This is a genomic window from Pantoea sp. T14 (genome assembly GCF_036663535.1).
Taxonomy (GTDB): domain Bacteria; phylum Pseudomonadota; class Gammaproteobacteria; order Enterobacterales; family Enterobacteriaceae; genus Pantoea; species Pantoea phytostimulans.
Map to the genome: position 1 here is coordinate 110,119 of NZ_JAWUEB010000020.1, position 25,573 is coordinate 135,691.

The 25,573-nt window shown below is 52.3% G+C and carries 26 protein-coding genes; 6 read left to right on the top strand and 20 right to left on the bottom strand.

What is annotated here, in order from left to right:
• Positions 1 to 34 precede the first annotated feature (34 nt).
• Together SC127_RS08785 and SC127_RS08790 are read left to right on the top strand one after the other, a co-directional pair.
• Entirely contained in the window at positions 35 to 262 is a 228-nt protein-coding gene (locus SC127_RS08785; RefSeq protein WP_332625985.1) for a hypothetical protein, read from the top strand.
• 73 nt (positions 263 to 335) lie between these two features.
• The gene (locus SC127_RS08790) at positions 336 to 929 is read left to right on the top strand and encodes a YhgN family NAAT transporter (RefSeq protein WP_215845366.1); all 594 of its coding nucleotides are present in this window, start codon (positions 336 to 338) and stop codon (positions 927 to 929) included.
• 234 nt (positions 930 to 1,163) lie between these two features.
• Here the strand turns inward: SC127_RS08790 and gntU are convergent, their stop codons facing one another.
• The 5 genes from gntU to ggt form a co-directional block, all read right to left on the bottom strand.
• Positions 1,164 to 2,504, bottom strand: coding sequence for a gluconate transporter (gntU, locus tag SC127_RS08795; protein ID WP_243079872.1), 1,341 nt, complete (start codon positions 2,502 to 2,504; stop codon positions 1,164 to 1,166).
• Positions 2,505 to 2,507: 3 nt separating this feature from the next.
• On the bottom strand, positions 2,508 to 3,044 hold the full coding sequence (gene gntK / locus SC127_RS08800; protein ID WP_215845365.1) for a gluconokinase: 537 nt from the start codon (positions 3,042 to 3,044) through the stop codon (positions 2,508 to 2,510).
• Between the two features lie 138 nt (positions 3,045 to 3,182).
• A complete protein-coding gene (gene gntR / locus SC127_RS08805; protein WP_243079873.1) occupies positions 3,183 to 4,178 on the bottom strand; it encodes a gluconate operon transcriptional repressor GntR in 996 nt (331 codons plus the stop codon).
• A gap of 102 nt (positions 4,179 to 4,280) precedes the next feature.
• The gene (locus SC127_RS08810) at positions 4,281 to 4,976 is read right to left on the bottom strand and encodes a pirin family protein (protein WP_332625986.1); all 696 of its coding nucleotides are present in this window, start codon (positions 4,974 to 4,976) and stop codon (positions 4,281 to 4,283) included.
• Positions 4,977 to 5,421: 445 nt separating this feature from the next.
• Entirely contained in the window at positions 5,422 to 7,173 is a 1,752-nt protein-coding gene (gene ggt, locus SC127_RS08815) for a gamma-glutamyltransferase (RefSeq protein WP_332625987.1), read from the bottom strand.
• 201 nt (positions 7,174 to 7,374) lie between these two features.
• Between ggt and SC127_RS08820 the strand changes: the two genes are divergently transcribed.
• Positions 7,375 to 7,653: a DUF2756 domain-containing protein gene (locus tag SC127_RS08820; protein WP_243079875.1), complete on the top strand. Its 279-nt coding sequence runs from the start codon at positions 7,375 to 7,377 to the stop codon at positions 7,651 to 7,653.
• Here the strand turns inward: SC127_RS08820 and ugpQ are convergent.
• The 10 genes from ugpQ to SC127_RS08870 form a co-directional block, all read right to left on the bottom strand.
• Positions 7,650 to 8,393 carry a glycerophosphodiester phosphodiesterase gene (gene ugpQ / locus SC127_RS08825; RefSeq protein WP_243079876.1) on the bottom strand — a complete coding sequence of 248 codons (744 nt, stop codon included), beginning with the start codon at positions 8,391 to 8,393 and terminating at the stop codon, positions 7,650 to 7,652. The two genes, SC127_RS08820 and ugpQ, sit on opposite strands and share 4 nt — an antisense overlap.
• A complete protein-coding gene (locus SC127_RS08830) occupies positions 8,390 to 9,463 on the bottom strand; it encodes a sn-glycerol-3-phosphate import ATP-binding protein UgpC (RefSeq protein WP_332625988.1) in 1,074 nt (357 codons plus the stop codon). Before SC127_RS08830 ends, ugpQ begins: the two co-directional genes overlap by 4 nt.
• A gap of 3 nt (positions 9,464 to 9,466) precedes the next feature.
• The gene (ugpE, locus tag SC127_RS08835; protein WP_215845361.1) at positions 9,467 to 10,312 is read right to left on the bottom strand and encodes a sn-glycerol-3-phosphate ABC transporter permease UgpE; all 846 of its coding nucleotides are present in this window, start codon (positions 10,310 to 10,312) and stop codon (positions 9,467 to 9,469) included.
• Complete coding sequence (gene ugpA, locus SC127_RS08840) at positions 10,309 to 11,196, bottom strand: sn-glycerol-3-phosphate ABC transporter permease UgpA (RefSeq protein WP_332625989.1); 888 nt, start codon at positions 11,194 to 11,196, stop codon at positions 10,309 to 10,311. The genes ugpE and ugpA overlap by 4 nt, the downstream gene beginning before the upstream one ends.
• A 56-nt stretch (positions 11,197 to 11,252) precedes the next feature.
• Complete coding sequence (gene ugpB, locus SC127_RS08845) at positions 11,253 to 12,569, bottom strand: sn-glycerol-3-phosphate ABC transporter substrate-binding protein UgpB (RefSeq protein WP_332625990.1); 1,317 nt, start codon at positions 12,567 to 12,569, stop codon at positions 11,253 to 11,255.
• A 727-nt stretch (positions 12,570 to 13,296) separates the two neighbouring features.
• Positions 13,297 to 14,010, bottom strand: coding sequence for a high-affinity branched-chain amino acid ABC transporter ATP-binding protein LivF (livF, locus tag SC127_RS08850; RefSeq protein WP_215845359.1), 714 nt, complete (start codon positions 14,008 to 14,010; stop codon positions 13,297 to 13,299).
• 1 nt (position 14,011) lies between these two features.
• Positions 14,012 to 14,779, bottom strand: a complete 768-nt coding sequence (gene livG / locus SC127_RS08855) for a high-affinity branched-chain amino acid ABC transporter ATP-binding protein LivG (RefSeq protein ID WP_215845358.1) — start codon at positions 14,777 to 14,779, stop codon at positions 14,012 to 14,014.
• Positions 14,776 to 16,047, bottom strand: a complete 1,272-nt coding sequence (locus tag SC127_RS08860; protein ID WP_215845357.1) for a high-affinity branched-chain amino acid ABC transporter permease LivM — start codon at positions 16,045 to 16,047, stop codon at positions 14,776 to 14,778. Before SC127_RS08860 ends, livG begins: the two co-directional genes overlap by 4 nt.
• Positions 16,044 to 16,970, bottom strand: a complete 927-nt coding sequence (gene livH, locus SC127_RS08865; RefSeq protein ID WP_215845356.1) for a high-affinity branched-chain amino acid ABC transporter permease LivH — start codon at positions 16,968 to 16,970, stop codon at positions 16,044 to 16,046. The genes SC127_RS08860 and livH overlap by 4 nt, the downstream gene beginning before the upstream one ends.
• Before the next feature lie 115 nt (positions 16,971 to 17,085).
• The gene (locus SC127_RS08870) at positions 17,086 to 18,198 is read right to left on the bottom strand and encodes a branched-chain amino acid ABC transporter substrate-binding protein (protein ID WP_332625991.1); all 1,113 of its coding nucleotides are present in this window, start codon (positions 18,196 to 18,198) and stop codon (positions 17,086 to 17,088) included.
• Between the two features lie 402 nt (positions 18,199 to 18,600).
• Here SC127_RS08870 and panM point away from each other — a divergent pair, with 402 nt between their 5' ends.
• A complete protein-coding gene (gene panM / locus SC127_RS08875; RefSeq protein WP_215845354.1) occupies positions 18,601 to 18,987 on the top strand; it encodes an aspartate 1-decarboxylase autocleavage activator PanM in 387 nt (128 codons plus the stop codon).
• Between the two features lie 73 nt (positions 18,988 to 19,060).
• Here the strand turns inward: panM and rpoH are convergent, their stop codons facing one another.
• The 4 genes from rpoH to ftsY form a co-directional block, all read right to left on the bottom strand.
• Positions 19,061 to 19,918, bottom strand: a complete 858-nt coding sequence (gene rpoH / locus SC127_RS08880; RefSeq protein ID WP_215845353.1) for an RNA polymerase sigma factor RpoH — start codon at positions 19,916 to 19,918, stop codon at positions 19,061 to 19,063.
• Positions 19,919 to 20,176: 258 nt separating this feature from the next.
• Entirely contained in the window at positions 20,177 to 21,160 is a 984-nt protein-coding gene (ftsX, locus tag SC127_RS08885; RefSeq protein WP_215845352.1) for a permease-like cell division protein FtsX, read from the bottom strand.
• The gene (ftsE, locus tag SC127_RS08890; RefSeq protein ID WP_215845351.1) at positions 21,150 to 21,818 is read right to left on the bottom strand and encodes a cell division ATP-binding protein FtsE; all 669 of its coding nucleotides are present in this window, start codon (positions 21,816 to 21,818) and stop codon (positions 21,150 to 21,152) included. The genes ftsX and ftsE overlap by 11 nt, the downstream gene beginning before the upstream one ends.
• A gap of 5 nt (positions 21,819 to 21,823) precedes the next feature.
• Complete coding sequence (gene ftsY / locus SC127_RS08895) at positions 21,824 to 23,317, bottom strand: signal recognition particle-docking protein FtsY (protein ID WP_332625992.1); 1,494 nt, start codon at positions 23,315 to 23,317, stop codon at positions 21,824 to 21,826.
• 233 nt (positions 23,318 to 23,550) lie between these two features.
• On the opposite strand from ftsY, the gene rsmD reads away from it, so the two are divergent.
• Together rsmD and SC127_RS08905 are read left to right on the top strand one after the other, a co-directional pair.
• Entirely contained in the window at positions 23,551 to 24,150 is a 600-nt protein-coding gene (rsmD, locus tag SC127_RS08900) for a 16S rRNA (guanine(966)-N(2))-methyltransferase (RefSeq protein ID WP_243079879.1), read from the top strand.
• Positions 24,140 to 24,412: a DUF1145 family protein gene (locus tag SC127_RS08905; protein ID WP_215848207.1), complete on the top strand. Its 273-nt coding sequence runs from the start codon at positions 24,140 to 24,142 to the stop codon at positions 24,410 to 24,412. The genes rsmD and SC127_RS08905 overlap by 11 nt, the downstream gene beginning before the upstream one ends.
• An 83-nt stretch (positions 24,413 to 24,495) precedes the next feature.
• Here the strand turns inward: SC127_RS08905 and SC127_RS08910 are convergent, their stop codons facing one another.
• Entirely contained in the window at positions 24,496 to 25,491 is a 996-nt protein-coding gene (locus SC127_RS08910) for an alpha/beta hydrolase (RefSeq protein WP_332625993.1), read from the bottom strand.
• Between the last annotated feature and the right edge of the window lie 82 nt (positions 25,492 to 25,573).

The following is a 25,573-nucleotide window of genomic DNA, read 5'->3' on the forward strand; positions in this document are numbered from 1 at the left end:
GTCTCAGGCGGTGTTAACGACCTGACTTTTATCGATGGGAAGAGCGGAATGCCACTTTCACTCCACTCTGCGTAATAATGAGAATTACCGTTACCCTACAGACTTCGCGTTGCAGGAAGGCGGCAAGCTGATTCAGCCCCAAGCGCTTACTCTGGTAAGTGACTGGGGTGAAGTCGTGCAGCCAACGCACCGGCGGCGTGAAGTCTGTAGGGTATATGACGACCAACTCTACAAAATGCAGCACATCTGGCAAGTGAATTAATTCGATGGCGCTAACTTTTTCAGCAGCGCACCTAATAACAGTAATTTATCGACAATAAGATGATGTAAAACGAATGACTGAAATGATCTCTGCGACAATATTATTGTTGCTAATTATGGATCCACTGGGCAATTTACCGATTTTTATGTCGGTTTTGAAGCATCTGGAACCCAAGCGGCGGCGTATTGTGTTGATCCGCGAAATGCTGATCGCCCTGGCAATTATGTTGCTGTTTCTGTTTGCGGGTGAACGCATCCTGGCGTTTTTGAATCTGCGTACGGAAACCGTTTCAATTTCGGGTGGCGTGATCCTGTTCCTGATCGCAATAAAAATGATTTTCCCTTCTCCTGAAAGCAGCAGTACCGGTTTGTCTGCGGGAGAAGAACCTTTTCTGGTACCGCTGGCGATTCCGCTGGTTGCAGGCCCTTCACTGCTGGCAACCTTGATGCTGTTATCGCATCAATATCCCCATCAAATGTCGTATCTGGTAGGCGCGCTGCTGATCGCCTGGGGCGCTACGGTGGTAATCCTGCTGCTGTCAGGCCTGTTTCTGCGGTTACTGGGTGATAAAGGTGTGAATGCGCTGGAACGTCTGATGGGGTTAATTCTGATCATGCTGGCCACGCAGATGTTTTTGGATGGGATTCGGGTTTATTTAAAGTTGTAGTTTGGGTAGGTCCTGCTTACTGCATGTTATTGGCTTCTGCGCGTTATTGGCCTCTGCGCGCTGTCCCCCACCTCAGTCCTCCCCCATAAATGGGGGAGGAAGATGCTGCTTTATGTTAGTGATGAGACGGCATGTGGCAGCGTCTCCTTCCCCCGCGATGCGGGGGAAGGCCGGGATGGGGGACAAACGACCTCGCACTTGAGAAGACTGAGGTGGGGGACAAACGATGCCTCATTACGACAACAACGTAAACGCGATCATACCGACAATGGCACCGACCGTGCCGAGGATGGTTTCCATCAACGTCCACGTTTTCAATGTTTCCGCTTCGCTGGCACCGGTAAAGCGCCCGAACAGCCAGAAACCCGCATCATTCACGTGACTGATAATGATCGACCCGCCGCCAATACAAATCGACAACGCAGCCAGCTGCGCGCCACTGTAATGCAGCGGCTCAATCACCGGCATGATCAACCCCACCGTGGTTAAGCACGCGACGGTCGCCGAACCTTGAATCACACGTACCGCGCCAGAGAGAATAAAACAGGCCAGCGCGATCGGCAGACCAGCTCCGGTCAGCGCATTGCCCAACACCGGGCCCACGCCAGAATCGACCAGCACCTGCTTAAATACACCGCCCGCACCAATCACCAGCAGAATAATCCCCGCCGGTTGCAGCGCACTGCCGCATACCTGCATCACCTTCTCTTTGTCCATGCCCTGACGATAAGCCAGACCATAAATCGCCACCAGGCAAGCCAGTAAAATCGCAATAAACGGATGGCCAATAAACTCCAGCCATTGATACAGCGAAGTGCCTTCGGTGGTAAAGCGCGCGCCAATGGTTTTCAGGCCAACCAACACCAGCGGAAACAAAATCAGCGACAGGCTAAAACCAAAGGATGGTAGCTTGTTTTCATCAACATCAGGTTGATGATCTTCCGGCGGCGAACTGAAGGTCACGTGATTACCGATGAAGTTGCCGAACAGCGGACCAGCAATCAACATGCCCGGAATGGCGGCGCACAGGCCCAGCAAAATCATCCAGCCGAAATCGGCGTGCATCTGTGAAGCCAGCAACATTGGCGCAGGTCCCGGCAGTAGAAAAGCTGCCGCCGCCGCAACGCCCGCAAACAGCGGGATCACCAGTTTCACCAGATTACCTTGAGTGCGACGTGCCACCGCGAAAGCGATGCTGATCAGCAACACCACTGCGACTTCAAAAAACAGCGGCAGCGCACAGATCAATCCTGCGATACCCATCGCGTAGTGCGCACGGCTTTCGCCAAAAGCTTTCAACATGCGAATGGCGATTTGGTCAACTGCGCCAGTTTCATGCAAAATTTTGCCGAACATTGCGCCCAACGCCACGACAATAGCCAAAAAACCGAGCGTACCGCCCATCCCTTTCTGCATGGTTTCAGCGATTTGATCCAGCGGCATGCCGGAAAACAAACCCGCCCCCACAGAGACAATCATCAAAGCAACAAAAGCATGCATGCGGGCTTTCATCACCAAAAACAGCAGCAGCAGGACTGAGCCTGCTGCCGTCAAAACGAGTGTTGCGGTATTCATTGCCTAGCCTTGATTGATTGCTTCCTTGATGGTCGCAACCGTAGCCGCTACAACCTCGTCGAGTGAATGATCAATATTCACTGATAGTACGTCCGGCTCGTCACTGCCCGGCTCTTCCAGCGTGGCGAACTGCGTCACCAGCATTTGCGGCTTGAAGAAGTGGCCTTTGCGCGCTTTCAGGCGTGACTCGATGGTATCGAAATCCCCTTTCAAGTAGACAAAACTCAGGTTGGCATTGCCCTGACGCAGGATGTCACGGTAACGCTTTTTCAGCGCGGAGCAGACAATAATGGAGATCTCTTGGGTGCGCTGCATCGCAAATGCTGCATCATTAAGGGCTTGTAGCCACGGCTGGCGATCGTTGTCATCCAGCGGATGACCCTCTGCCATTTTCATGATGTTGGCACGCGGATGGAGAAAATCACCGTCGAGAAAGGCGGTATTCAGTTGATGCGAAACCTGGTTGGCGACGGCAGATTTGCCGCTGCCTGAAACGCCCATCAGGATAAAGACGTGATGCGACGGGGAGTGCGTTGTCATTTTTCTTCTCCGGCAGGTGGAATTGCCAATGTTACCGATAACAATGTCATTTCTCATTGTCTTGACCGCTTAACAGCCTGGCAACCCTTTTACCCGGAAAAGCACAAAAGTGTGAACTGACTCAAAGATTCGACAGAATCAGATGCTGCCGCCTTCCGCTATTTCAAAACCCACATCCAGCGGCTGGCTTACACTGTGATCGCCCGCAATACGCGCCAGTAACAGCGCGGCAGCTTCACGTCCCATACGGTCGCGTGGCGTCAGCACTGTCGCTAAAGGCGGCGTCACCACTAGCGCAATATCATGTCCGTGGAATCCAGCAATCGCCATTTGCGTCGGCACGTGTAATCCCTGACGCTGGCACTCAAACATCGCACCAACCGCCAGGTCATCATTGGTACAAAACAGGCTGTCTGTTTCAGGGTAAAGACGTTGCGCTTCACATAACAACTCACCACCGGCACTGAACGAAGAGGCATCTTCCATCATCACGCTGTGCGGCGTGAGCCCCGCTTCCTGCATCGCTTTTTCGTAGCCACGCTGCTTTTGCAACGTACGTTCATCAAGGCGAGCACCTAAATAGACGGTGTGTCGATGGCCTTTATTCAGGATAGCCTGTGTCATCTGACGTGCCGCTTCGACGTTGTCAAAACCCACCGCCATATCCAGACAAGGCGTTACGCTGTCCATCACTTCTATGACCGGGATCCCCGCCACTTCAAGCATGCGCAGCGTGCCCGGCGTATGGCTGCGTTCCGTCAGGATCACCCCATCAATATTCCAGCCCAACAGCGATCGTAGCTGCAACTCCTCTTTTTGCGGGTTATAGCCAAAGTGCGCCACCAGCGTCTGGTAGCCCGCTTCATCGGTAACGGCTTCGATGCCACGCAGTACATCGGCAAATACCTGATTGGTCAGCGAAGGCAGCAGCACGCCGATGGCGCGACTGGTGGCGTTAGAAAGCATATCGGGGGCGCGATTGGGGATATAACCGAGTTCATCCAGCGCCACGGCGATCTTCTCGCCCAGCGCAGCGGAGACCTGCTGGGGATTGCGCAGATAGCGGCTGACGGTCATTTTAGTAATGCCGACGCGATCGGCAACGTCCTGTAATACCGGTCTTTTTTTCTTCATCGTAAGCGCCTGGAGTCAGCTGAAAGCTAATTTACGATGAGTCTAACATTAAATTGTCATGGAATTGCCAATGGGGCACGACGATGCGCGCCCCTTAACGTTTTAGACTGGCGGCAGATCAAACAGCAGCACTTCGGCAGCGCTGTCCGCTTCAATTGTCAGTGTATTTTCATCCCAAATAGCGAACGCATCGCTGGTTCCAGCGGGCTGACCATTGACCTTTACATCGCCCTTCACCACTTGGATCCAGACGCGGCGACCCGCTTCAATCTCCACGCTGTCGCTGTCCCCGGCGGCAAACAGCCAACGCGATAGCGTCATATCCTGATAAACCTTCAACGAGCCGTCACGCGCATCCGGTGTCAGGACAAATTGGCGACCTTTTATATCCGGGAACCGGCGCTGATCGTAGCGCGGTTCAATGCCGGTGCGCTCAGGGATAATCCAGATCTGATACAGGTGCAGCGCATCCGTTTTGCTGGCGTTGTATTCCGAATGACGCACACCGGTACCGGCGCTCATGATCTGGAATTCACCGATGGGAATCTGCTCTTTATTGCCCATGCTGTCCTGGTGCTCAACGGTGCCGGACAACACATAAGTCAGAATTTCCATGTCTCTGTGCGGATGAGTGCCAAAACCCTGCCCTCCATCGATCACATCTTCGTTGATCACGCGCAGCGCCGAGAAGCCCATAAAGTTGGCATCGTAATAGTCGGCAAAGGAGAAAGTGTGCCAGCTATCCAGCCAACCGTGATTGGCATGGCCGCGTTCTTCAGCTTTACGTAAATAGATCATGTTCAAATCTCCTCAATGTTTTATGTAGTCTGTGCCTGAGGGGAAAAGATTGATAGCTGAAAAACTTCATTCCTCTGTTCAAAAAAAATGATGAAGATGGCGTCCCGTAGACGCGCATTTTGTACCATACCGTCATTGGGGCTGGCTGGTGGGAACGAAGGTAAGAAACCGCTTATACGCAGTAAAAAAAAAGCCAGCACCCGGGCTGGCTAAATAATACTGGAAGCAATGTGAGCAATGTCGTGCTTTCTAAGGACGTCGTTGGAGTCCCGAGAACGCATGGCAATAATAATCATTATCATTCGCGTCTGTAAAGTGTTTTTGAGAATAATTTTCATTTAATTAATTCAAAAAACCCTTGATGTTAAAAGGGATTATTCGAAGCCAAACGAAAACCTTTCTGTTATTCCCCCTAAAAAAGGCACCTAACCGGTGCCTTAAAGACTTAATAACCCGCGCTGAGATCGTCCACACTGCGCGGATCGGATGCGCCATATAATGTGCCATCTGGCCCAATCATAATGCTCTGGGTGCTGCCCATAGCGGGCAGAACTTTTACGTGCTGACCTTTATTCTCCAGCAGGCGCAGCGTATCCGGGCTAAAGCCTTTTTCAACACGTAGCTGATCCGGCAACCATTGATGATGGAAGCGCGGTGCGTTAGTTGCTTCGGCCACATTCATGCCAAAATCGATGCTGTTCACCACCATTTGCAGCACAGTTGTGATGATTCGACTACCGCCTGGACTGCCAGTAACCAGCCAGGTTTTACCCTCTTTCGCCACAATGGTCGGAGACATCGATGAGAGCGGACGTTTCGCCGGTTGTACAGCATTCGCTTCTCCGCCAACCAATCCGTAAACGTTTGGCGTGCCGGGTTTGGCAGAGAAATCATCCATTTCGTTGTTCATCAGGATGCCGCTGTTGCCCGCCACAATGCCGCTGCCGAAATAGGTGTTGAGCGTGTACGTTACCGCGACCGCGTTGCCGTTCTTGTCCACCACCGAGAAATGGGTGGTCTGATTGCTTTCATAAGGCGCGAGTTTGCCGGGTTTGATCTCACTGGAAGGACGCGCTTTTGCCACATCAATCTGCTGCGCCAGCGATTTCGCATAGGCTTTGCTGGTCAATGCCTGCCAAGGAACTCTGACGAAATCTGGGTCGCCAAGATATTCAGAGCGGTCAGCGTAAGCGTATTTCTCCGCTTCAGCCATTACCTGCATCGCATCGGCGCTGCCAAAGCCCATCTTCGCTAAATCAAAGTTTTCCAAAATATTGAGGATTTGAACGATGTGAATGCCACCGGAAGAAGGAGGCGGCATCGAAAAGACCTCATAACCGCGATAGGTGCCACTGACGGGCTTGCGCTCAACCGCGCGGTAAGCCGCTAAATCCGCTTTGTTAATCAGACCACCGTGCTGCGCCATTTCTCCGGCGATTTCGTCGGCAATATTGCCTTTGTAAAATGCATCCGGTCCCTGCTGCGCAATTAACGTTAAGCTACGCGCCAGATTCTTCTGCACCAGACGATCGCCCTTCTGCCACGGCGTACCGTCCGGCTTGTAGAAAATAGCTTTGCTGTTGGCATGGGTGATCAAGACTTCTTTGCCGTAGGTTTTCAGATCATCAGCCAGCGCATCGTTAACCACAAAGCCGTCGCGCGCCAGTTTAATGGCCGGTGCCAGCAAGGTGCTCAGTGGCAATGTGCCATATTTCTGCGCGGCTAAGGCAAAACCGGCCACGGTGCCTGGCGTGCCAGACGCGAGATGAGAAGTCAGTGAAAGCTTGCTGTCAGCGTTGCCTTGCTTGTCGAGGAACATATCGCGTGAAGCGTGGCCCGGCGCCATTTCACGAAAATCGATGGCAGTGGTGCGGCCTGATGCAGTGCGCAGCAGCATAAAACCTCCGCCACCCAGGTTACCTGCCTGCGGATGCGTCACGGCTAAGGCGAATCCCACGGCAACGGCTGCATCAACGGCATTGCCGCCCTGACGCAGAATATCAACACCGACGTTTGTCGCCATCGCATCCACTGAGGCCACCATGCCGTGCTGCGCTTTTACCGGGTGAAAGGTGTCACTGTCGACGCCATACGAAACCGGCGGAGTCGAATTAGGGACCGCACTGGCCCCACTCACCACCACGAAACTCATTAACAACGACCAGCCGAGCTGGCGCACCTTGCCTTGAATTTTCATCCTGCCACCATCCTCTGTTATTTACATTTTTTTATCATTTCTTCAAGTGATTACAAATACAGCAAATTATTGAGGGTTAAGTCAAATTCGGCACACTCTTAAATGTGGAGTTTGTGATATCTAATAAACTAGAAGAGGCAATCTAAAGGTTGATTTCAGCCTATTGCACACAGCAGCGATCGCGCTTACGGAGGATTTTTTATGAAGAGATGGCTAATTGTTTTTGCGGCGCTCTTGCCGTTAACCAGCATGGCGAACACGCTGAACAGCACTAATGATCCGAACAAACCGGGCTACAATCCGAGCCAGCAGCGGATGCAGTCGCAGATGCAGAACCAGCAGCAACAGCAAAAAAGGAAGTTGCAGCAGGATCAGCAGCAGCAAAATCAGGACGTGCAGCGCAAAATGCAGGAACAGCGTGACAGTGCCCAGCAGCGTGTGATTAGAACGCAGCCGGGCCAGCAACAGAATCAGAACTAGGTAAAATCGGGGCCAATGATGTCGATGCGATCGGTACAGATGGCATCGACGCCCCACTTCAGCAACGCCCGCGCCCGCTCAGGGTTATTTACGGTATAAGCCAAAATGCGTAAGCCTGCTGCTTTGAGTTCAGCAACGCGAGCTGCACTCAACACCTTGTGATTAAGGTGTATCGACACGCAATCCAGCGCGGTGGTCTTCTCCTGCCACTGTTTATCCCAACTGTGCAACAACAATCCGCGCGGCAGCTCAGGTTCAACCTGCATGGCGGCTTCCAGCGCTTCATAAGAGAAAGAGGAGAGCAACGGTGCGGTTTGACCTTGCCACAGTTGCGCCGCAGCCTGCGCGATAGCGCGACCGGTTTCAACTTCGCTGTTAGTTGTAGGTTTGATTTCGATGTTCGCCATCATCTGATGCTGACGGCAGCGCGCGGCGACGTCGGCCAACAGCGCCAGCGGTTCACCGTTAAAGTCGCGGCTAAACCAGCTGCCCGCATCGAGTTTCGCCAGCTTGTCCCAGGACAACTCTCCGGCGATGCCCCAACCGTTACTGGTTCGATCAAGCGTGTCATCGTGCAGCAGAAAAATTTGCGCATCGTTCGACAGTTTGGCATCGAACTCAATCATCAAATGACCATATTTCGCACCGATATCAATCGCCGCTAAGGTGTTTTCCGGTGCCAGTTTACCGCCACCGCGATGCGCGACGATGTGCGGGTAAGGCCAGTTTTTTTGACTCATTCCAGACGCTTTCCATGGGTTGAATCGAAGAAGTGTAACGCATCTGCTGGCAGATGCAGCCACAGCGTGCTGCCCACCTTGGGACGTTCGCTGTAGGGCAAGCGCACCACTAAACGTGACTCGCCAATACGCCCATGTACCAGGTTGTCCGCGCCCAGCATCTCCAGCGTTTCGACCACCATCGGAATGCCTGCCTGCTCGCGGCTGCTGATCTGAATGTGTTCCGGGCGAATGCCGAGTACCATTGGCCGGTTTGCCCATTTCGCTTTATTTATGCCAAGCGGCAGCGCGCAGGAGGCATTAAGGGTGAAACGCGTGCCGTCGCTGCTGATGTCTCCTTTCAGCAGATTCATGGCCGGCGAACCGATAAACGCGGCAACGAATTGGCTGGCGGGCCGTTCATAGACATCAACCGGCGTGCCGATCTGCTCGACAATGCCTTTGTTCATCACCATTACTCTTTGCGCCAGCGTCATCGCTTCCACTTGATCGTGCGTGACATACAGGCTGGTGGTTTTCAGGCGGCGATGCAACTGTTGCAGTTCCAACCGCATCTGCACACGCAGCCGTGCATCTAAATTGGACAGCGGTTCATCAAACAAAAATACCGCCGGTTCGCGCACAATCGCCCGGCCCATCGCAACGCGCTGGCGCTGCCCGCCAGAAAGCTCACGCGGACGGCGGCTTAAAAGTGGATCCAGCTCAAGACTGCGTGCGGCATCCAGTACGCGCTGGCGGATCTGCTCTTTGCCCATGCCGCGAATCTTTAAGCCATACGCCATGTTCTCTTCTACCGACATGTGCGGATAGAGCGCGTAATTCTGAAACACCATCGCAATACCGCGATCTTTCGGTTCTTCGTGGGTGACACGTTTGCCATCGATATAAATATCGCCTGAGCTGACGCGCTCCAGCCCAGCGACCATGCGCAGCAGGGTTGATTTGCCGCAGCCGGACGGCCCCACCATTACCATAAATTCGCCCTCATTCACCGTGACATTCAGCGGTTGAATGACCTGATTTTTACCATCGTAGGATTTTGTCACCGCCTGAAGCGTTACACCTGCCATCTCTTATTTCTCACTCTCAACCAGGCCACGCACAAAGGCGCGCTGCATGACGAATACCACCACCACCGGTGGGATCAGGGTTAATAACATTGCTGCCATGACTTCGTTCCACTGCGTAGGCGAACCGCTGCTGGAGATCATGCTTTTTATCCCGGCTACTGCGGTTCCCAGGCTGGCGTCGTTGATCACCAGCAGCGGCCAAAGATATTGGTTCCAGCCGTAGATAAAGGTGATGACGAACAGCGCTGCCAGATTGGTTTTGGAGAGCGGCAGTACGATGTCCCAGAAAAAGCGCATCGGGCTGGCGCCATCAATGCGTGCCGCTTCAACCAGCTCATCGGGTAATGACATAAAAAACTGGCGAAACAGGAATGTCGCGGTCGCAGAGGCCATCAGCGGCAGCGTTAAACCGCTGTAGCTGTCGAGCATGTTCAGATCCGCGATCACCTGCACAGTGGGGAAAATACGCACTTCAACCGGCAACATCAGGGTGATGAAAATTAGCCAGAAGAACAGCGTGCGCAGCGGAAAGCGAAACCACACCAGCGCAAAAGCGGAGAGGATCGACACCACGATTTTGCCGAAGGTGATGCCGAGCGCCATGATCATGCTGTTGAGCAGCATCATGCCAAAAGCCGGGCCGTTACCGTTGACGCCCTGTGTCCAGATGCGCGAGACGTTCTCCCATAAATGCGTGCCGGGAATTAGCGTCATTGGCACCTGATAAACCGCTTCGTTATCCAGCGTGGCGGCCACGAAAGCGACATACAGCGGAAACAGAATGGTCAGCACGCCAAGCACCAAAACGATGTGGCTAAAGATATCCAGCCCGCGTCGATTTTCAATCATTGGTATTGCACCTTACGCTCCACAAAGCGGAACTGAATCACCGTTAAGCCAATCACCAGCAGCATCAGCACCACGGATTGCGCCGCCGAGGACGACAGATCCAGGCCAGTAAATCCTTCGCGATAAATTTTGTAGATCAGCGTGGTAGTGGCCTGAACCGGACCGCCGCCGGTGGCGGCATCGATCACCGGGAAGGTATCGAAGAAGGCGTAAATCAGATTCACGACCAGCAGGAAGAAACTCACTGGTGTTATCAGCGGCAGCGATAAATTAAAGAAGCGGCGCACCGGACCTGCGCCATCGATTGCCGCCGCTTCCACCAGCGACTTAGGGATAGATTGCAGTGCAGCGAAGAAAAACAGGAAGTTATAGCTCATCTGCTGCCAGATAGAGGCCAGCACAATCAGGAACATCGCCTGGCCGCTGTTTTGCGCGTAGTTCCAGTTATAACCGACATGGTTCAGCAAGTAGCTGAACAGGCCAAGCCCAGGATTAAACAGGAACATCCACAATACCGCTGCGACAACCGGCGCGACGGCATAGGGCAGCAGCAGCAGCATTTGATAGAGCTTGCGCAGGCGAATGACGTAATCCACCAGCGCTGCCAGCAGCAGCGAAAAGGTCATGCCGCACACCGTGACCAATCCACTGAATTTTATCGTGGTCCAAAACGACGCCAGATAATATTCATCAGCGAACAGGCGCTTGAAATTATCTAAACCGACAAAAGTGCTGGAGAGGCCAAAAGGATCGAGGTTTTGTAGCGAATACCACAGCGCTTCTCCGGCAGGCCAGAGAAAGAAAATAGCCGTAATCAGCAATTGCGGCAGCACCAGAAGATAGGGCAACGCGCTGGTGCGAAATACCGGACGAGATGAAGACATAGCGTGCTCTGCGTAAAGGAGAACAAGGGCCAGGATAAGCTGGCCCTGAAGGGCAATTACTTAACTTGCTGTTCGAAACGACGCAGCAGATCGTTGCCACGTTTCACGGCGTTATCCAGCGCGTTTTGTGGTGACTGCTTGCCGGTCCAGACGCCTTCCAGCTCCTCGTCAATCACGGTACGGATCTGCGGCATGTTGCCCAGACGCATACCTTGGGTAAACGGCAATGGCGGTTTGTTCAGCATCTGACGAGTGGCGATATCGGCACCTGGATTTTTGTCATAAAAACCCTGCTGCTTGCTCAGTGTATAAGCCGCGGTGGTAATAGGCAGATAACCAGTTTTCTGATGCCATTCGGCTGCAATTTCTGGCTGCGCGAGGAACTGCATGAATTCCGCAACGCCTTTATAAGTGCCTGCATCTTTGCCCTTCATCACCCACAAACTCGCCCCGCCGATGATGGCATTTTGCGGCGCGTTCGCGACCGTTTCGTCATACGGCATCATGCCTACGCCGAAATTGAATTTCGCATAATGGCGGATGTCGGCCAGCGAGCCGGAAGAAGCGGTGGTGATAGCGCAATCGCCGTTATAAAACTTGGCGGTGGATTCGTCTTTACGACCAAAGTAGGTGAAGTCACCTTTTTTGTTCATCTCTTCCAGCATCTGGATATGACGAACCTGGACCGGTTTGTTGAACTCCAGCACCGCGTCAGTACCATCGAAACCGTTGTTTTTGGTTGCAACCGGCAACGCGTGCCAGGCGCTGAAGTTTTCAATTTGGATCCAGCCTTGCCAACCGCTGGCGTAGCCACAGCTCATGCCCGCTTTACGCAGCGCATCGGCGCTTTTCGCCAGTTCTTGCCAGGTTTTTGGCGGTTGATCGGGATTCAAACCCGCTTTTTTAAACGCATCTTTGTTGTAGTAAAGCACCGGCGTAGAGCTGTTAAACGGTTGTGAGATCAGATGGCCGCTTGAGTCACTGTAATAGCCGGAAACGGTAGGAACGAACTGTTTTTCATCAAACGCGATGCCTGCATCCTGGAAGAGCTGATGCACGGGCACAATGGCTTTCGATGCCATCATGGTGGCAGTGCCGACTTCATAAACCTGCAAAATCGCCGGCGCTTTGCCGGTACGCACCGCCGCAATGCCAGCGGCCAGGCTCTGCTCGTAGTTACCTTTGTAGGTCGGAACAATTTTGTAATCGGGGTGCGCCTGGTTAAAACGCTGCGCCAAAGAGTCAACTTCTTTACCCAATTCGCCCTCCATTGAGTGCCAGAAAGGAATTTCAGTGGCGGCGAGCGCATTGCTGCTGAGCGTCAGGCCCAGCACCGCACTCATCAGGCTACGACGAAAAGTAAACACGGACATATTGTTTTCCTGTGCAGGTAAGTACGCGCAAGATCGCGCATTTTTTTGTTCGCGACGTAACATGACACGGGAAAATGACGGATAAATAACGGCTTAATGACAGAGAGGTTACAGCGGGATTTCAGGATTTAAGCAGAGTGAAGTGGATCGAAGCGTTTTTTGATGGTGCGCGCTGCCCCCCATCCCGGCCTTCCCCCGCAAAGCAGGGGAAGGAGACGCTGCCATATGCCGCTTCCTCACTAAATAGAGCAGCGTCTTCCTCCCCCATGTATGGGGGAGGATTGAGGTGGGGGATAAACGACCTCGCACCTGGGAGGACTGAGGTGGGGGATAAATGACCTCATCTGCGCGCTGTCCCCCATCCCGACCTTCCCCCGCGAAGCAGGGGAAGGAGACGCTGCTACAGGCAATTTCAGAGCGAGCATATTGCAGCGTCTTCCTCCCCCATGTATGGGGGAGGACTGAGGTGGGGGGCAAACGACCTCGCACCTGAGAGGATTGAGGTGGGGGCAAATGACCTCATCTGCGCGCTGTCCCCCATCCCGGCCTTCCCCCGCAAAGCAGGGGAAGGAGACGCTGCCACATGCCGCTTCCTCACTAACATAGAGCAGCGTCTTCCTCCCCCATTTATGGGGGAGGATTGAGGTGGGGGGCAAACGACCTCGTACTTGAGAGGACTGAGGTGGGGGACAAACGACCTCGTACTTGAGTTAGAGCAACAGGAAAACTAGGCGCCTAAATAAGCACTGCGTACCGCTTCATTGGATAACAACGCAGCGCCGGTATCTTCCAGCACCACATGGCCGTTTTCCAACACGTAACCCCGATCGGCCAGTTTCAATGCCTGATTCGCATTCTGCTCCACAAGGAAAATGGTCATCCCTTCGCTACGCAGCTGCTCAATGGTATCGAAAATTTGCTGAATAATAATCGGAGCCAGACCGAGTGAAGGCTCATCCAGCAGTAACAGACGCGGCTGGCTCATCAATGCACGACCAATCGCTAACATCTGCTGTTCGCCACCGGACATAGTTCCTGCGCGCTGTAATCTGCGCTCATCCAGACGCGGAAACAGCGCATAAACCCGCTTGATGCGCTCCTGATACTGCTGACGGCTGGCAAAAAAACCACCCATCGCCAGATTTTCTTCCACCGTCATGCGTGAAAATACGCGACGCCCTTCCGGCACAATCGCAATCGCTTCACGCATGATGCGTGCAGTTTGCCAGTCGGTTATGGCTTTACCGTCAAAGGTGATGGAGCCCTGCGTGGCGCGAGGTTCGCCACACAACGTGCCGAGCAGCGTGGTTTTACCTGCGCCGTTCGCGCCAATCAAGGTGACGATTTCGCCTTGGTTGATATACAGGCTGACATTGTGCAGCGCCTGGATTTTGCCGTAATGCGCGCTGACATTCTCAATGGTTAGCATCGTGTTGGCCATGTTACGCCTCTCCTAAATAGGCACGGATCACATCCGGGTTATTGCGAATCTCTTCCGGCGTGCCGTTGGCTAATGGCGTTCCTTGGTTCACCACGTAAATACGATCGGAAATACCCATCACCAGCTTCATATCGTGTTCAATCAACAACACGGAAACCTTGTGATCACCGCGCAGTTCAGCAATCAACTCATCCAGTTCGTGGGTTTCTTTGGGGTTCAAACCCGCCGCGGGTTCATCCAGCATCAGAATTTCTGGGCGTGTCACCATGCAGCGGGCGATTTCCAGACGACGCTGCTGACCATACGCCAGGTTGCCCGCCTGCCGGTTTGCCATTTCCAGCAAGCCCACGCGATCCAGCCAGGTTGCGGCGCGATCCAACGCTTCACTTTCGCTGCGGCGAAACGCTGGCGTTTTCAATAATCCAGAGAACACGCCACTTTTCAGGTGCTGATGCTGCGCCACTAACAGGTTTTCAATCACCGTCATTTCGCGGAACAGACGCACATGTTGGAAGGTGCGAACGATGCCCATGCGCGCAATCTTTTGGCCCGGCAACCCTTCAAGATGCTGATCGCGTAACTTGATGCTGCCGCCAGTGGGTTTGTAGAAACCGGTCAGGCAGTTAAAAACGGTGGTTTTGCCGGCGCCATTTGGGCCAATCAAAGAAACGATCTCTTGCGGACGCAGTTCCAGCGCCACGTTATTCACGGCTAACAGGCCGCCGAAGCGCATCATCAGGCCTTCAACGGCTAACAAAGGCTGACTCATGCCTGCTCTCCTTTTTTACCCTGCTTGAGTTTCAGGTGTGGACGCTTCATCGGCAGCAGACCTTGCGGGCGCCAAATCATCATTAGCACCATTAATCCACCCAGCACCAACATGCTGTATTCATTGAGATCGCGCATAAGTTCACGCGAAACCACCAACAGAATGGCGGCGAGAATCACGGCAAACTGCGAACCCATGCCGCCCAACACCACAATCGCCAGTACAAAGGCGGATTCAACAAAGGTAAAGGATTCGGGGCTAACAAAGCCCTGTCGTGCTGCAAACAGGCTACCGGCAAACCCGGCAAAGGCGGCGCTGATAGTAAAAGCGGTGAGCTTGATACGCGTTGGGCTGAGGCCCAGCGAGCGGCAGGCAATTTCATCTTCACGCAGCGCTTCCCACGCACGGCCCAGCGGCATGCGCAGCAGACGATTGATCACAAACAGCGTGAGCACCACCAGCAGTAGCGCAACCAAATAGAGGAAAATGATGCGGTCGCTGGGATCGTATTTCAGGCCAAAGACGTTATGGAAGGTATCCCAGCCGCCATCACGCGGGGTGCGGTTAAACTCCAGCCCGAAAAAGGTGGGTTTGGGGATCTGGCTGATGCCGTTTGGACCACCGGTGATGTCGGTGTTATTGAGCAGCAAAATACGCACAATTTCGCCAAAGCCAAGCGTCACAATCGCCAAATAGTCGCCACGCAAGCGCAGCACCGGGAAACCCAGCAGTAGACCAAACATCGCTGCCACAATGCCCGCCAGCGGCAGACATTCCCAGAAACCTAAACCGAAATAGTGATTAAGCAGCGCGAAAGTGTAAGCGCCAATCGCATAGAAACCGCCGTAGCCCAATACTAACAGGCCAGAAAGGCCAACCACTACGTTGAGGCCAAGGCCAAGCATGATGTAAATCAACGTCATGGTGGCGATATCGACGGTACCGCGTGAGACCAAAAACGGCCAGGCAACAGCGGCCAGGATCATGATCCCCATCACCAGTTTCTGCTTTGGCGTGGAACCATCAATGCCGGGTAATACGAACGCGGGCAACGAAACTTTCTTCATGCCGCTCTGCCACACTGGGCGCATCAGCTGGAATAAGAATACCACCACGCAGGCGACAGCGATCCATTCCCACCGCAGACTACCGGCGTTCTGTACTATCAAATTCGTGCCATCCAGGTTCAGGCGCAACCCCATGAAAAAGGTGGCGAGAACCAGCAGCATCAGCGAGGAGATAAGTGCATTAACGAAGGAAGACTTCATACTTTTTCGACCTCCGGACGCCCCAGAATTCCGGTCGGCATCACCAACAGCACCACAATCAGCAAGGCAAACGAAACCACATCTTTATATTCAGTGCTGAGGTAGGCCGATGTCAGTGCTTCAGCAATACCCAATACTAATCCGCCAATCATCGCGCCGGGAATGCTGCCAATGCCGCCTAAAACCGCCGCGGTAAACGCTTTCATCCCCGCCATAAAGCCGATAAAGGGGTTGATTGAACCGTAGAACTGGCCTAACAGCACACCTGCAACTGCCGCCATCGCCGCACCGATCACAAAGGTCAGCGAAATCACGCGGTCAGTGTTGATCCCCAACAGGCTGGCCATTTTCAGGTCTTCAGCGCAGGCGCGACAGGCGCGGCCCATGCGGGAATAGCGGATAAACGTGGTCAACGCCAGCATCGCCAGGAAGGTCACAATCCAAATAACAATTTGCATGGTTGAAATGGTGGCGGCAAAGCCGTTGCTTTCGCCTACCGTCCATTGCCCGGTAATCAAGCTTGGCAGCGCGAGGTCGCGGGAACCTTGCGTCAGGCTGACGTAGTTTTGCAGAAAGATCGACATACCGATCGCGGAGATCAGTGCGATCAATCGCTTAGAAGAGCGCACCGGCTTATATGCCACGCGCTCAATGCTCCAGCCGTAAGCGCTGGAAATGATCACCGCCATCACGAAACCGGCGGCAATCATTAGCCACGTAGTGTCGATGCCCATCATCATCAGGGCGGCAATCACGATGAAGGAGACGTAGCTACCGATCATGTAGACCTCGCCGTGGGCGAAGTTAATCATGCCGATAATGCCGTAAACCATGGTGTAACCGATGGCGATCAGCGCGTAGGTGCTGCCGAGGGTAACACCGTTGAACATTTGCTGAAGGAAATAGAGGAATTGCTCGGACATAGAATGTACCTTAAAAAAAACGTCCGTGAACTGAATGCGTTAGCGTGAATCTTTGACAGCCAGGCGGAAAGTAAAGCCGTGTTGATAAAGGCGGCATTAAAGCCGCCCCTAAAACTTATTTCACCGCAGTAGACGTACCGTCGGCATGCCACTTGAACACACCAAATTCGAAGCCTTTCAGGTCGCCCTTCTCATCCCAGCTCAGGTCGCCCATCACGGTCGGCACGGCTGCGCCCTGTTTCAGGTTCTTCACAATATCTTCTGGCTCTGCGCTCTTGCTGCGCTCCATACCAGCCACCAGCGATTGCAATGCCGCGTAGGTGGTCCAGACGAAGGGGCCGGTTGGATCGAGCTTTTTGGCTTTCAGCGCATCAACAATGGTTTTGTTGGTTGGCACTTGATCGTAACGCTTCGGTAACGTCACCAGCATGCCTTCAGAGGCAGCACCAGCAATGTTCGACAGCGAGGCATTGCCCACGCCTTCTGGCCCCATAAACTGGGTTTTCAGGCCCGCTGCACGCGCCTGGCGTACGATCTGGCCCATTTCTGGGTAGTAACCGCCGAAGTAGACGAAATCGACGTTATCTTTTTTCAGGCGGGCCACCAGCGTAGAAAAATCTTTATCGCCTGCGGTGATACCTTCAAACATCACAATGTTAGCGCCTGCGTCTTTCAGACTTTTTTGTACCGAACGCGCCAGGCCTTCGCCATATTGCTGTTTGTCATGAACGATAGCGATACGCTGTGGTTTGATCTCGCTCATCGCATATTTTGCCGCCGTAGGGCCTTGGTCAGAATCGAGGCCGGTGGTACGCATAATCAGCTTGTATCCGCGAGAGGTTAAGTCTGGCGCGGTAGCGGCTGGCGTAATCATCAGTACGCCTTCGTCTTCATAGATGTCAGAAGCGGGCTGAGTTGAAGAGGAGCAAAGATGGCCAATCACATAGCGGATGCCATCGTTAATCACTTTGTTCGCCACGGCGACCGCTTGTTTTGGGTCACAGGCATCGTCATATTTTACCGCAACCAGCTTGTCACCGTTGATGCCGCCTTTCGCGTTGATGTCTTCAATGGCCTGCGTTGCGCCTGCGAACTGCATATCGCCATATTGTGCAACCGGACCTGACATCGCACCAACGATGGCCACTTTAATATCTTTTGCCAGCGCAGCATGGCTCATCGCCAGTGCAACGCATCCTGCCAGTAACGCGCGACCTTTCATCTTCATCCGAACTACCCCATCTGTTATGTCGTGTTTGTTGTGAGTTGCTTTATTTTCTGCCAGATAAAGTTGAAAACTGATTAAACAATAATGAGTTAGCACGCTTTTCTGGCATTTATTGGTAATAAGGCTTTATTTTTCAGCTCATTAAACAGGATGTTTCTTCGGTAAATCAACTGACATATTCAGTAACGGCAGGGTTACGCAGCATAATCTACTGGATGCAATGGCCGTATTTTCACCATTTCTCCAGCGCATTATGCTGGTTTATGCCTCAGGTTTACTTGTTTACAACTATCATTCTGGCATCCAGGCCAACTTTTGACCTGTTTTATTCAGGAAAATCTGTTGGCGCTGTGGTTGTATAATTTCGCTACACTTCCTCTTTTAAACCAACAGGTGTTTGCCATGAAACTCACTATCCTGCGCTTAACAGCGTTTACAACGCAGGACCGCATCGACTTAGGCAAAGTTTGGCCTGAACTGGACATAGAAAAGTTAGAGCAGTCGCTGAGCGAGAATCATCGGCTGTATGCGGCGCGTTTTAATGACCGCTTGTTAGCTGCGCTGCAACTGGAAATTTCGGGGATACACGGAAAGGTACATCGCTTAAGGGTGCGGGATGCCACGCGGCGTCGCGGCGTTGGGCAATATCTGCTGGAAGAGACCATGGCGCAGAATCCGTCGCTGGCGGATTGGTGGATTGCGGATGATGGCAGTGATGATCAAAGAATTCGTGCGGCGTTTATGCAGGCCTGTGGATTCAGGGCGCAAACCGACGGCTGGGTGAAGTGAGTTTCAGGCTATAAACCACAGGCAACAAAAAGGGCGACATGTTGTCGCCCTCTTTCATTAACGCTTCGCGTTATTACGCTTCGATCGCCATACGCAGTTTTTTCATGGCATTCTTCTCGAGCTGTCGCACACGTTCTGCTGACACGCCGTACTGATCGGCTAACTCTTGCAGCGTGGTTTTGTTGTCTTCATCTAACCAACGTGCACGGATAATGTGCTGGCTGCGTTCGTCGAGGCCTTCCATCGCATAGCTCAGCTTGTCTGCCGCATGCGAATCCCAGTTATCCTCTTCGATGCCGTCCGCGAAGTCTGAGGTTTTATCCTGCAGATACAACACGGGTGCCATGGATTTACCTTCACCGCTTTCATCGTCTGCGGACATATCGAAGGTCATATCCTGTGCGGCCATACGTGATTCCATTTCACGCACGTCTTTACTGCTTACGCCCAGTTCACGCGCAACCATTTCAACTTCATCCTGGTTAAACCAGCCCAGACGCTGCTTGGTTTTACGCAGGTTAAAGAACAACTTACGTTGTGCTTTCGTGGTAGCGACTTTCACGATACGCCAGTTACGCAGCACGTATTCGTGAATCTCGGCTTTAATCCAGTGCACGGCAAAAGAAACCAGACGCACACCCACTTCAGGGTTGAAGCGACGCACGGCTTTCATTAAGCCGATGTTGCCCTCCTGAATCAGGTCCGCTTGCGGCAGGCCGTAACCGGAATAATTACGAGCGATATGAACTACAAAGCGTAGGTGAGACAGGATCAGCGTCTTTGCCGCATCCAGATCGCCCTGGTAATGCAGCCGTTCAGCCAACGCTTTTTCCTCTTCTGCCGACAGCATCGGCCAGACATTGGCAGCCCGAATGTATGATTCCAGGTTACCAAGAGGAGCAATAGCTAAAGTTTGCATTTCTTTGGTCATTCAAACCCTCACAAATCAAGTGGAATAGCTGCACAGTTCTTTGAACCGTCGTCCTTGAGCAGACGCTACAGTATGTCAACGCCGCTAAAAGTTCGAAAGCAATCTGTGCTACTTATTGGATGATAAAGTTATCCACAAGTTCAATATTAGCGGTGCATATTTTACACACAGATGACAAGAAGGAAAGCGGGGAAAAGATCCTCTGCTTTCCCTTGTCGATAGCAGAGGACCATTATAGCAAAAAAATGTTGCAGGCGTTTACTGGGGCGTAAAACGACGTAAATGTTGAACTGTCGCCAGCCAGGCGGCGATCCAACCAATGATCGCGGCAATCAGTAATAGCAGCAACGCTTCATCCCAGGAAAAACCTTCCAGCAAGAATGTGGTGCCAAACACCGATGCAACGTTAGCCACTACCGATTGCAGCCTTAACACCAATACTTCCGACAGGATCAAGGATAATACCGCGCCGCTTAGGCCTAACAATGCGCCGCCGTATAAAAACGGACGCAGAATAAAGCCGTCGGTAGCGCCTATCAGTTTCTGCACATTGATGGTGTCGCGCCGGGCAAAGATGCTGAGCCGCACGCTGTTGCCTATCACCAGGAATACCGCGATGATCATCAGGATGCCAATCATCGACGCAATTTGACCGACTAATCCTGTTAATGCCGCTAACCTGGCAAACCAGCTGTCATCCATACGCACTTCATCCACGCCCTGCACTTTCGCCACGCTGTCGCGCAGATTTTGCATGGTGTCTGAATTTTGGAAATTAAGTTTCGGCGTGATGATAGCCACTGCCGGCAGCGGATTTTGCTCCAGCATATCCATTGCACCACCAAACCCAGACCAGTTGCGGAACTCGTTCAACGCTTCTTCGCGGGTCAGATAATTGACGTTATCCACACCATCGACTTGCTTAAGCTGTGCCACCACGTTTTCTGCTGCTGTATCATCCAACGTTTTGGAGAGATAAACCGTCAACTGCGGCGCGGGATACCATTGCGTCGCGGCCTGACTCACGTTTTTCCACACCATGTAACAGACGCTGGGCAAGGTAAGCGAAATCGCAATGACCATCACCGTTAACAGCGTTGCCAGCGGTTGACGCCACATATCTGACAGCGTGCCGCGCAGGGCATAACGCCACTGTTCCTGCCAGCCGCCTTTCAGCGCTTTGCTTTTTGACGGCTGCTTCGCTTTTGGCGCCGCTGGGCGTTTATTGCGTTTATTGACCATCGTGGCCTCCATGCAAACGTCCCTGATTCAGCGTCATCACACGATACTGACGACGCGCAATCAAGCCGCTGTCGTGCGTTGCCATCAACACCGTTACGCCAACGCGATTAAACTCCTCGAACAGCCGAAGAATATCTTCCGACAGTGCATCGTCAAGGTTACCGGTGGGCTCATCCGCCAGCAATACAGCGGGTTTGTTAACCACTGCGCGCGCAATACCAACGCGCTGCTGTTCACCACCAGAAAGCTGAATCGGAAAACTTTTCGCTTTGTCGAGTAAGCCGACTTTATCCAGTGCCGCTGACACGCGACGACGAATATCTTCGCCGCTGGCACCCGAAATGATCAGCGGAATCGCCACGTTTTCATAAACGGAACGATCCATCAGCAGATGGTGATCCTGGAAAATCATGCCGATTTGGCGACGCAGGAATGGCACCTCGCTGTTGCGCAGACGAGAAATATCATGACCGCTAAACCAAATTTGTCCGGCGCTTGGACGTTCAATGCCGCATATCAACTTCAGCAACGTACTTTTACCGGCACCAGAATGGCCGGTCAGGAACGCCATTTCGCCGGGACGCAGATGAAAATCCACGCCCTGCAACGCCTGACGTCCACCGAGATATGCCTTACTCACCTCTTGAAAGCGAATCATCCCAATTAGTCCTCTCGGGCAAACAGTGCCTCAATAAAATCTTCAGCCTTGAACGGCCGTAAATCCTCAATGCCTTCCCCAACACCGATATAGCGAATCGGAATACTGAACTGATCGGCTATCGAGAAGATCACGCCGCCTTTGGCCGTACCGTCCAGCTTGGTGAGGGTAATACCGGTTAAACCCACCGCTTCATGGAACAGTTTGGCTTGGCTAACGGCGTTCTGCCCAGTGCTGGCGTCCAGCGTCAGCATCACTTCGTGCGGCGCAGAATCATCCAGCTTCTTCATGACGCGAGTGATTTTCTTTAGTTCTTCCATGAGATGCGCTTTATTCTGCAAGCGACCCGCAGTATCGGCAATCAACACATCTACGCCGCGTGATTTGGCAGCCTGAATCGCGTCAAAAATCACCGAGGCGGAATCAGCGCCGGTATGCTGAGCAATAACAGGAATGTTGTTGCGTTGGCCCCAAACCTGAAGCTGTTCAACAGCAGCGGCACGGAAGGTGTCACCCGCCGCCAGCATCACTGATTTGCCTTCGGCCTGATACTGGCGCGCCATCTTACCGATGGTGGTGGTTTTACCCACGCCGTTCACGCCAACCATCAGGATGACGAAAGGTGTTTGACCGGTCACATCCAGCGGCGCATCAACTTTAGCCAGAATATCGGCCATTTCAGTTTTCAGCAGACCGTATAGCGCTTCAGCGTCACGCAGCTGTTTGCGGTTTGCCTGTTGCGTCAGATTGGTAATGATGCGACGCGTGGTTTCCACGCCAACATCAGCGATCAGCAGTTGCTCTTCCAGTTCTTCAAACAGCTCGTCATCAATTTTCTTGCCGCGGAACAGACTGATAAAGCCCGAGCCAAGATTCTGACGGGTTTTAACCAGGCTACGCTTCAGGCGCGCAAAAAAGCCCTCTTTAGTAGGACGTTCCTGCTCGTGGGAAATGATGGGTGCGGCCGCTAACGGCAGATCGCTGACGGTATCTTCCGGCTCAACGACTTCCGCCTCTTCGATGATGCCTGCATCGGCGAGTGCTAGCGCTTCCAGCTCTTCGTCGCTGAGTGGCGCGTCGTCTTCGACGTCTTCCACGTCGATGTCGACAACTTCAGCCACGTCTGGTTCTGGCTCAAGTTCAACTTCTGGCTCAACTTCAAGCAGCGCTTCAGGATCGGCTTTAACCGCTTCTGGTGTCGCCAAAACGTCGGGTTCAGCGACGATCAGTTGAGGTTCTGGTTCAGATTCAGTTTCGAGTTCAGGTTCAATTTCCGCTTCGCGTTGCTGTTCGGCCACCGCTTCGGTAATGGCGACAGTCTCTTCCGCGTCCGCTTCGGCCTCGTTGAGCGCCTGGGATGGATGTTCCGGCTGCTGAACCTCAGCTTCAGCAGGCTGTTGTTCCTGCTCCTGCTCTGGCGTCTCAACCGGTTTTTGCGTTTCTTCCTCTTTGCCAAATCCTAGCCAGGAAAAAAAGCCACGTTTTTTCTCTTTTGCCATTGTGTGACTACACTCCTCGATGGCTTTATCCCGGTCGCACACTGTTCCCAGGTGTAAAATCAGTAGTGGTATTAAACGCCAGACCGGCGCAAAACCGCAGAATTATGCATGACTTCAGCAACTCAGTAGTCTAACACTTTCCAGCCAGCTCACCACAGCACCCTTTTTTAACGTTTCTTCTCATCGTTTCGCCCGTTAAACTACGCAACAAATTATGACGAGTTGTGAGCAAGATGATAAAAAATCCCCGCAATACGGGCGGTGCCGGGCAGATCCGCATTATTGGCGGTCAATGGCGCGGACGTAAATTGCCGGTGCCAGACAGCGCCGGTCTGCGCCCCACCACCGATCGCGTGCGTGAAACGCTGTTCAACTGGCTGGCGCCCGTGATTCAACAGGCTAATTGCCTGGACTGTTTTGCCGGCAGCGGCGCATTGGGCCTTGAAGCGCTGTCGCGCTATGCAGGTGCAGCAACACTGCTGGAGCTAGAACGTCCGGTCGCGCAGCAGTTGGAAAAAAACCTGCAAACGCTGCGTGCCACTCACGGCAAGGTGATTCAAACCAACGCGTTGACCTGGCTCGATCAGCCCGGCCAGCCTTTTGATGTGGTGTTTATCGATCCGCCGTTTCGTAAAGGCTTGCTGGAGCAAACATTACTGCTGCTGGAGCAAAACGGTTGGCTGGCAGAAGAGGCGCTGATTTACGTCGAAAGCGAAGTAGAAAATGGCACGCCGCCAGTACCGGCGAACTGGGATTTGCACCGCGAAAAAATTGCAGGTCAGGTAGCTTATCGTTTATATCAACGTCAACAGGAGACGCATGATGTTACTTAATTTAGGACGCCTGTTGATGCTGTGCGTTTGGGGATTTCTACTGTTCAACGTGATACATCCGTATCCGAAGCCGTTGACCTATTTCATTAACGTCGCACTGTTTTTCATGATTATGATGCACGGCTTGCAGTTGGTGTTACTGCGCGCAACGCAAACCAAAGATGCGCCGCCCATCGACCGCTTAACGCAGGCAAAAGTTTTCCTGTTTGGCGTGTTTGAACTGGTGGCCTGGCAAAAAAAACATTTCCCCAGAAAAAAATAATTACTATTCTCATAGAAACATTGGTCAAACAATTTGAACAATGTTTCTATTTATTTTTCTTAAGTAAAGCCAGCTCAACAGACTTACGTCGCATTATCAATTGATTGCTGCCATTTACAGAAAAGATCAAGCCAGTCGCTAACGGGTATTGTTTTACCGGCTCCTGTGGAGAAGCCGTGCCCTCCCTCATGAAACAAATGAAGTTCAACATTTACTCTCATTTTGCGCAAAGCATCAAACATCAGCAGTGAATTTTGTGGCGATGCGACTTTATCATCCAAAGCTTGAGCGATAAATGTTGGTGGTGTCTGTTTTGAGACCAAATTTTCCTGCGAAAACTCGTTGCCAATTTGTTGGGATGTACTTTTCCCATATAGAGCCTGCCGGGTGCCTTGATGCGTTATTCCCGTTTTCATAGAGATAACGGGATAAATCAAGGCAGTAAAATCAGGTCGGGCACTTAGCCTATCTATTGCATCATTGTTATGGCCATAGTTTTCATTAGGCTTATTACTTACATTTGCAGCCAGATAAGCGCCAGCAGAAAAACCCATCACGCCCACTTTGTTTATGGATATTTCATTATTTACACTCATCGAGCGGATTTTTCTTAGGGAGCGTTGTACATCCGAAAATGCATTATTTCTATTTTCATCACTACCGCCTTTTGGCATACGGTAAATAAGCACAAATGATGAGTAACCTCTTTGACTTAAATAATCAGCAACTCTTAGCCCTTCAAGATCTTTCATGATATAGGAAAAACCACCACCGGGAACTATTAGAATGGCTGTATGATTGTTATGAACTTTCGGTGGTACATATATGAAGTTTGGCGAAGAAACCCGGGTTACTGCACGATTAGGTACAGTGGAATTTTTACTGAAATCAACTACTTTATTTTTCCCTGAGTTAGCTCCGGGCCAAATAGGAATATCCTCATTAGCGGAGGACATTTGTGAATAAAAAACTAAAGCACATAGCAAAAAAGCAAGGAATTTAACTATAGACACATTAGGAAAACAAACCAAACGCCCTCTGGCTATTTGTATATAATTCTTACCTATGTTCACTTTCACGCTCCACCTCAAATTTATTAGCCTAAACTATTACACTTAATTAACACCACTATTAAGTACAGTAAAATGATTATATGTAAAT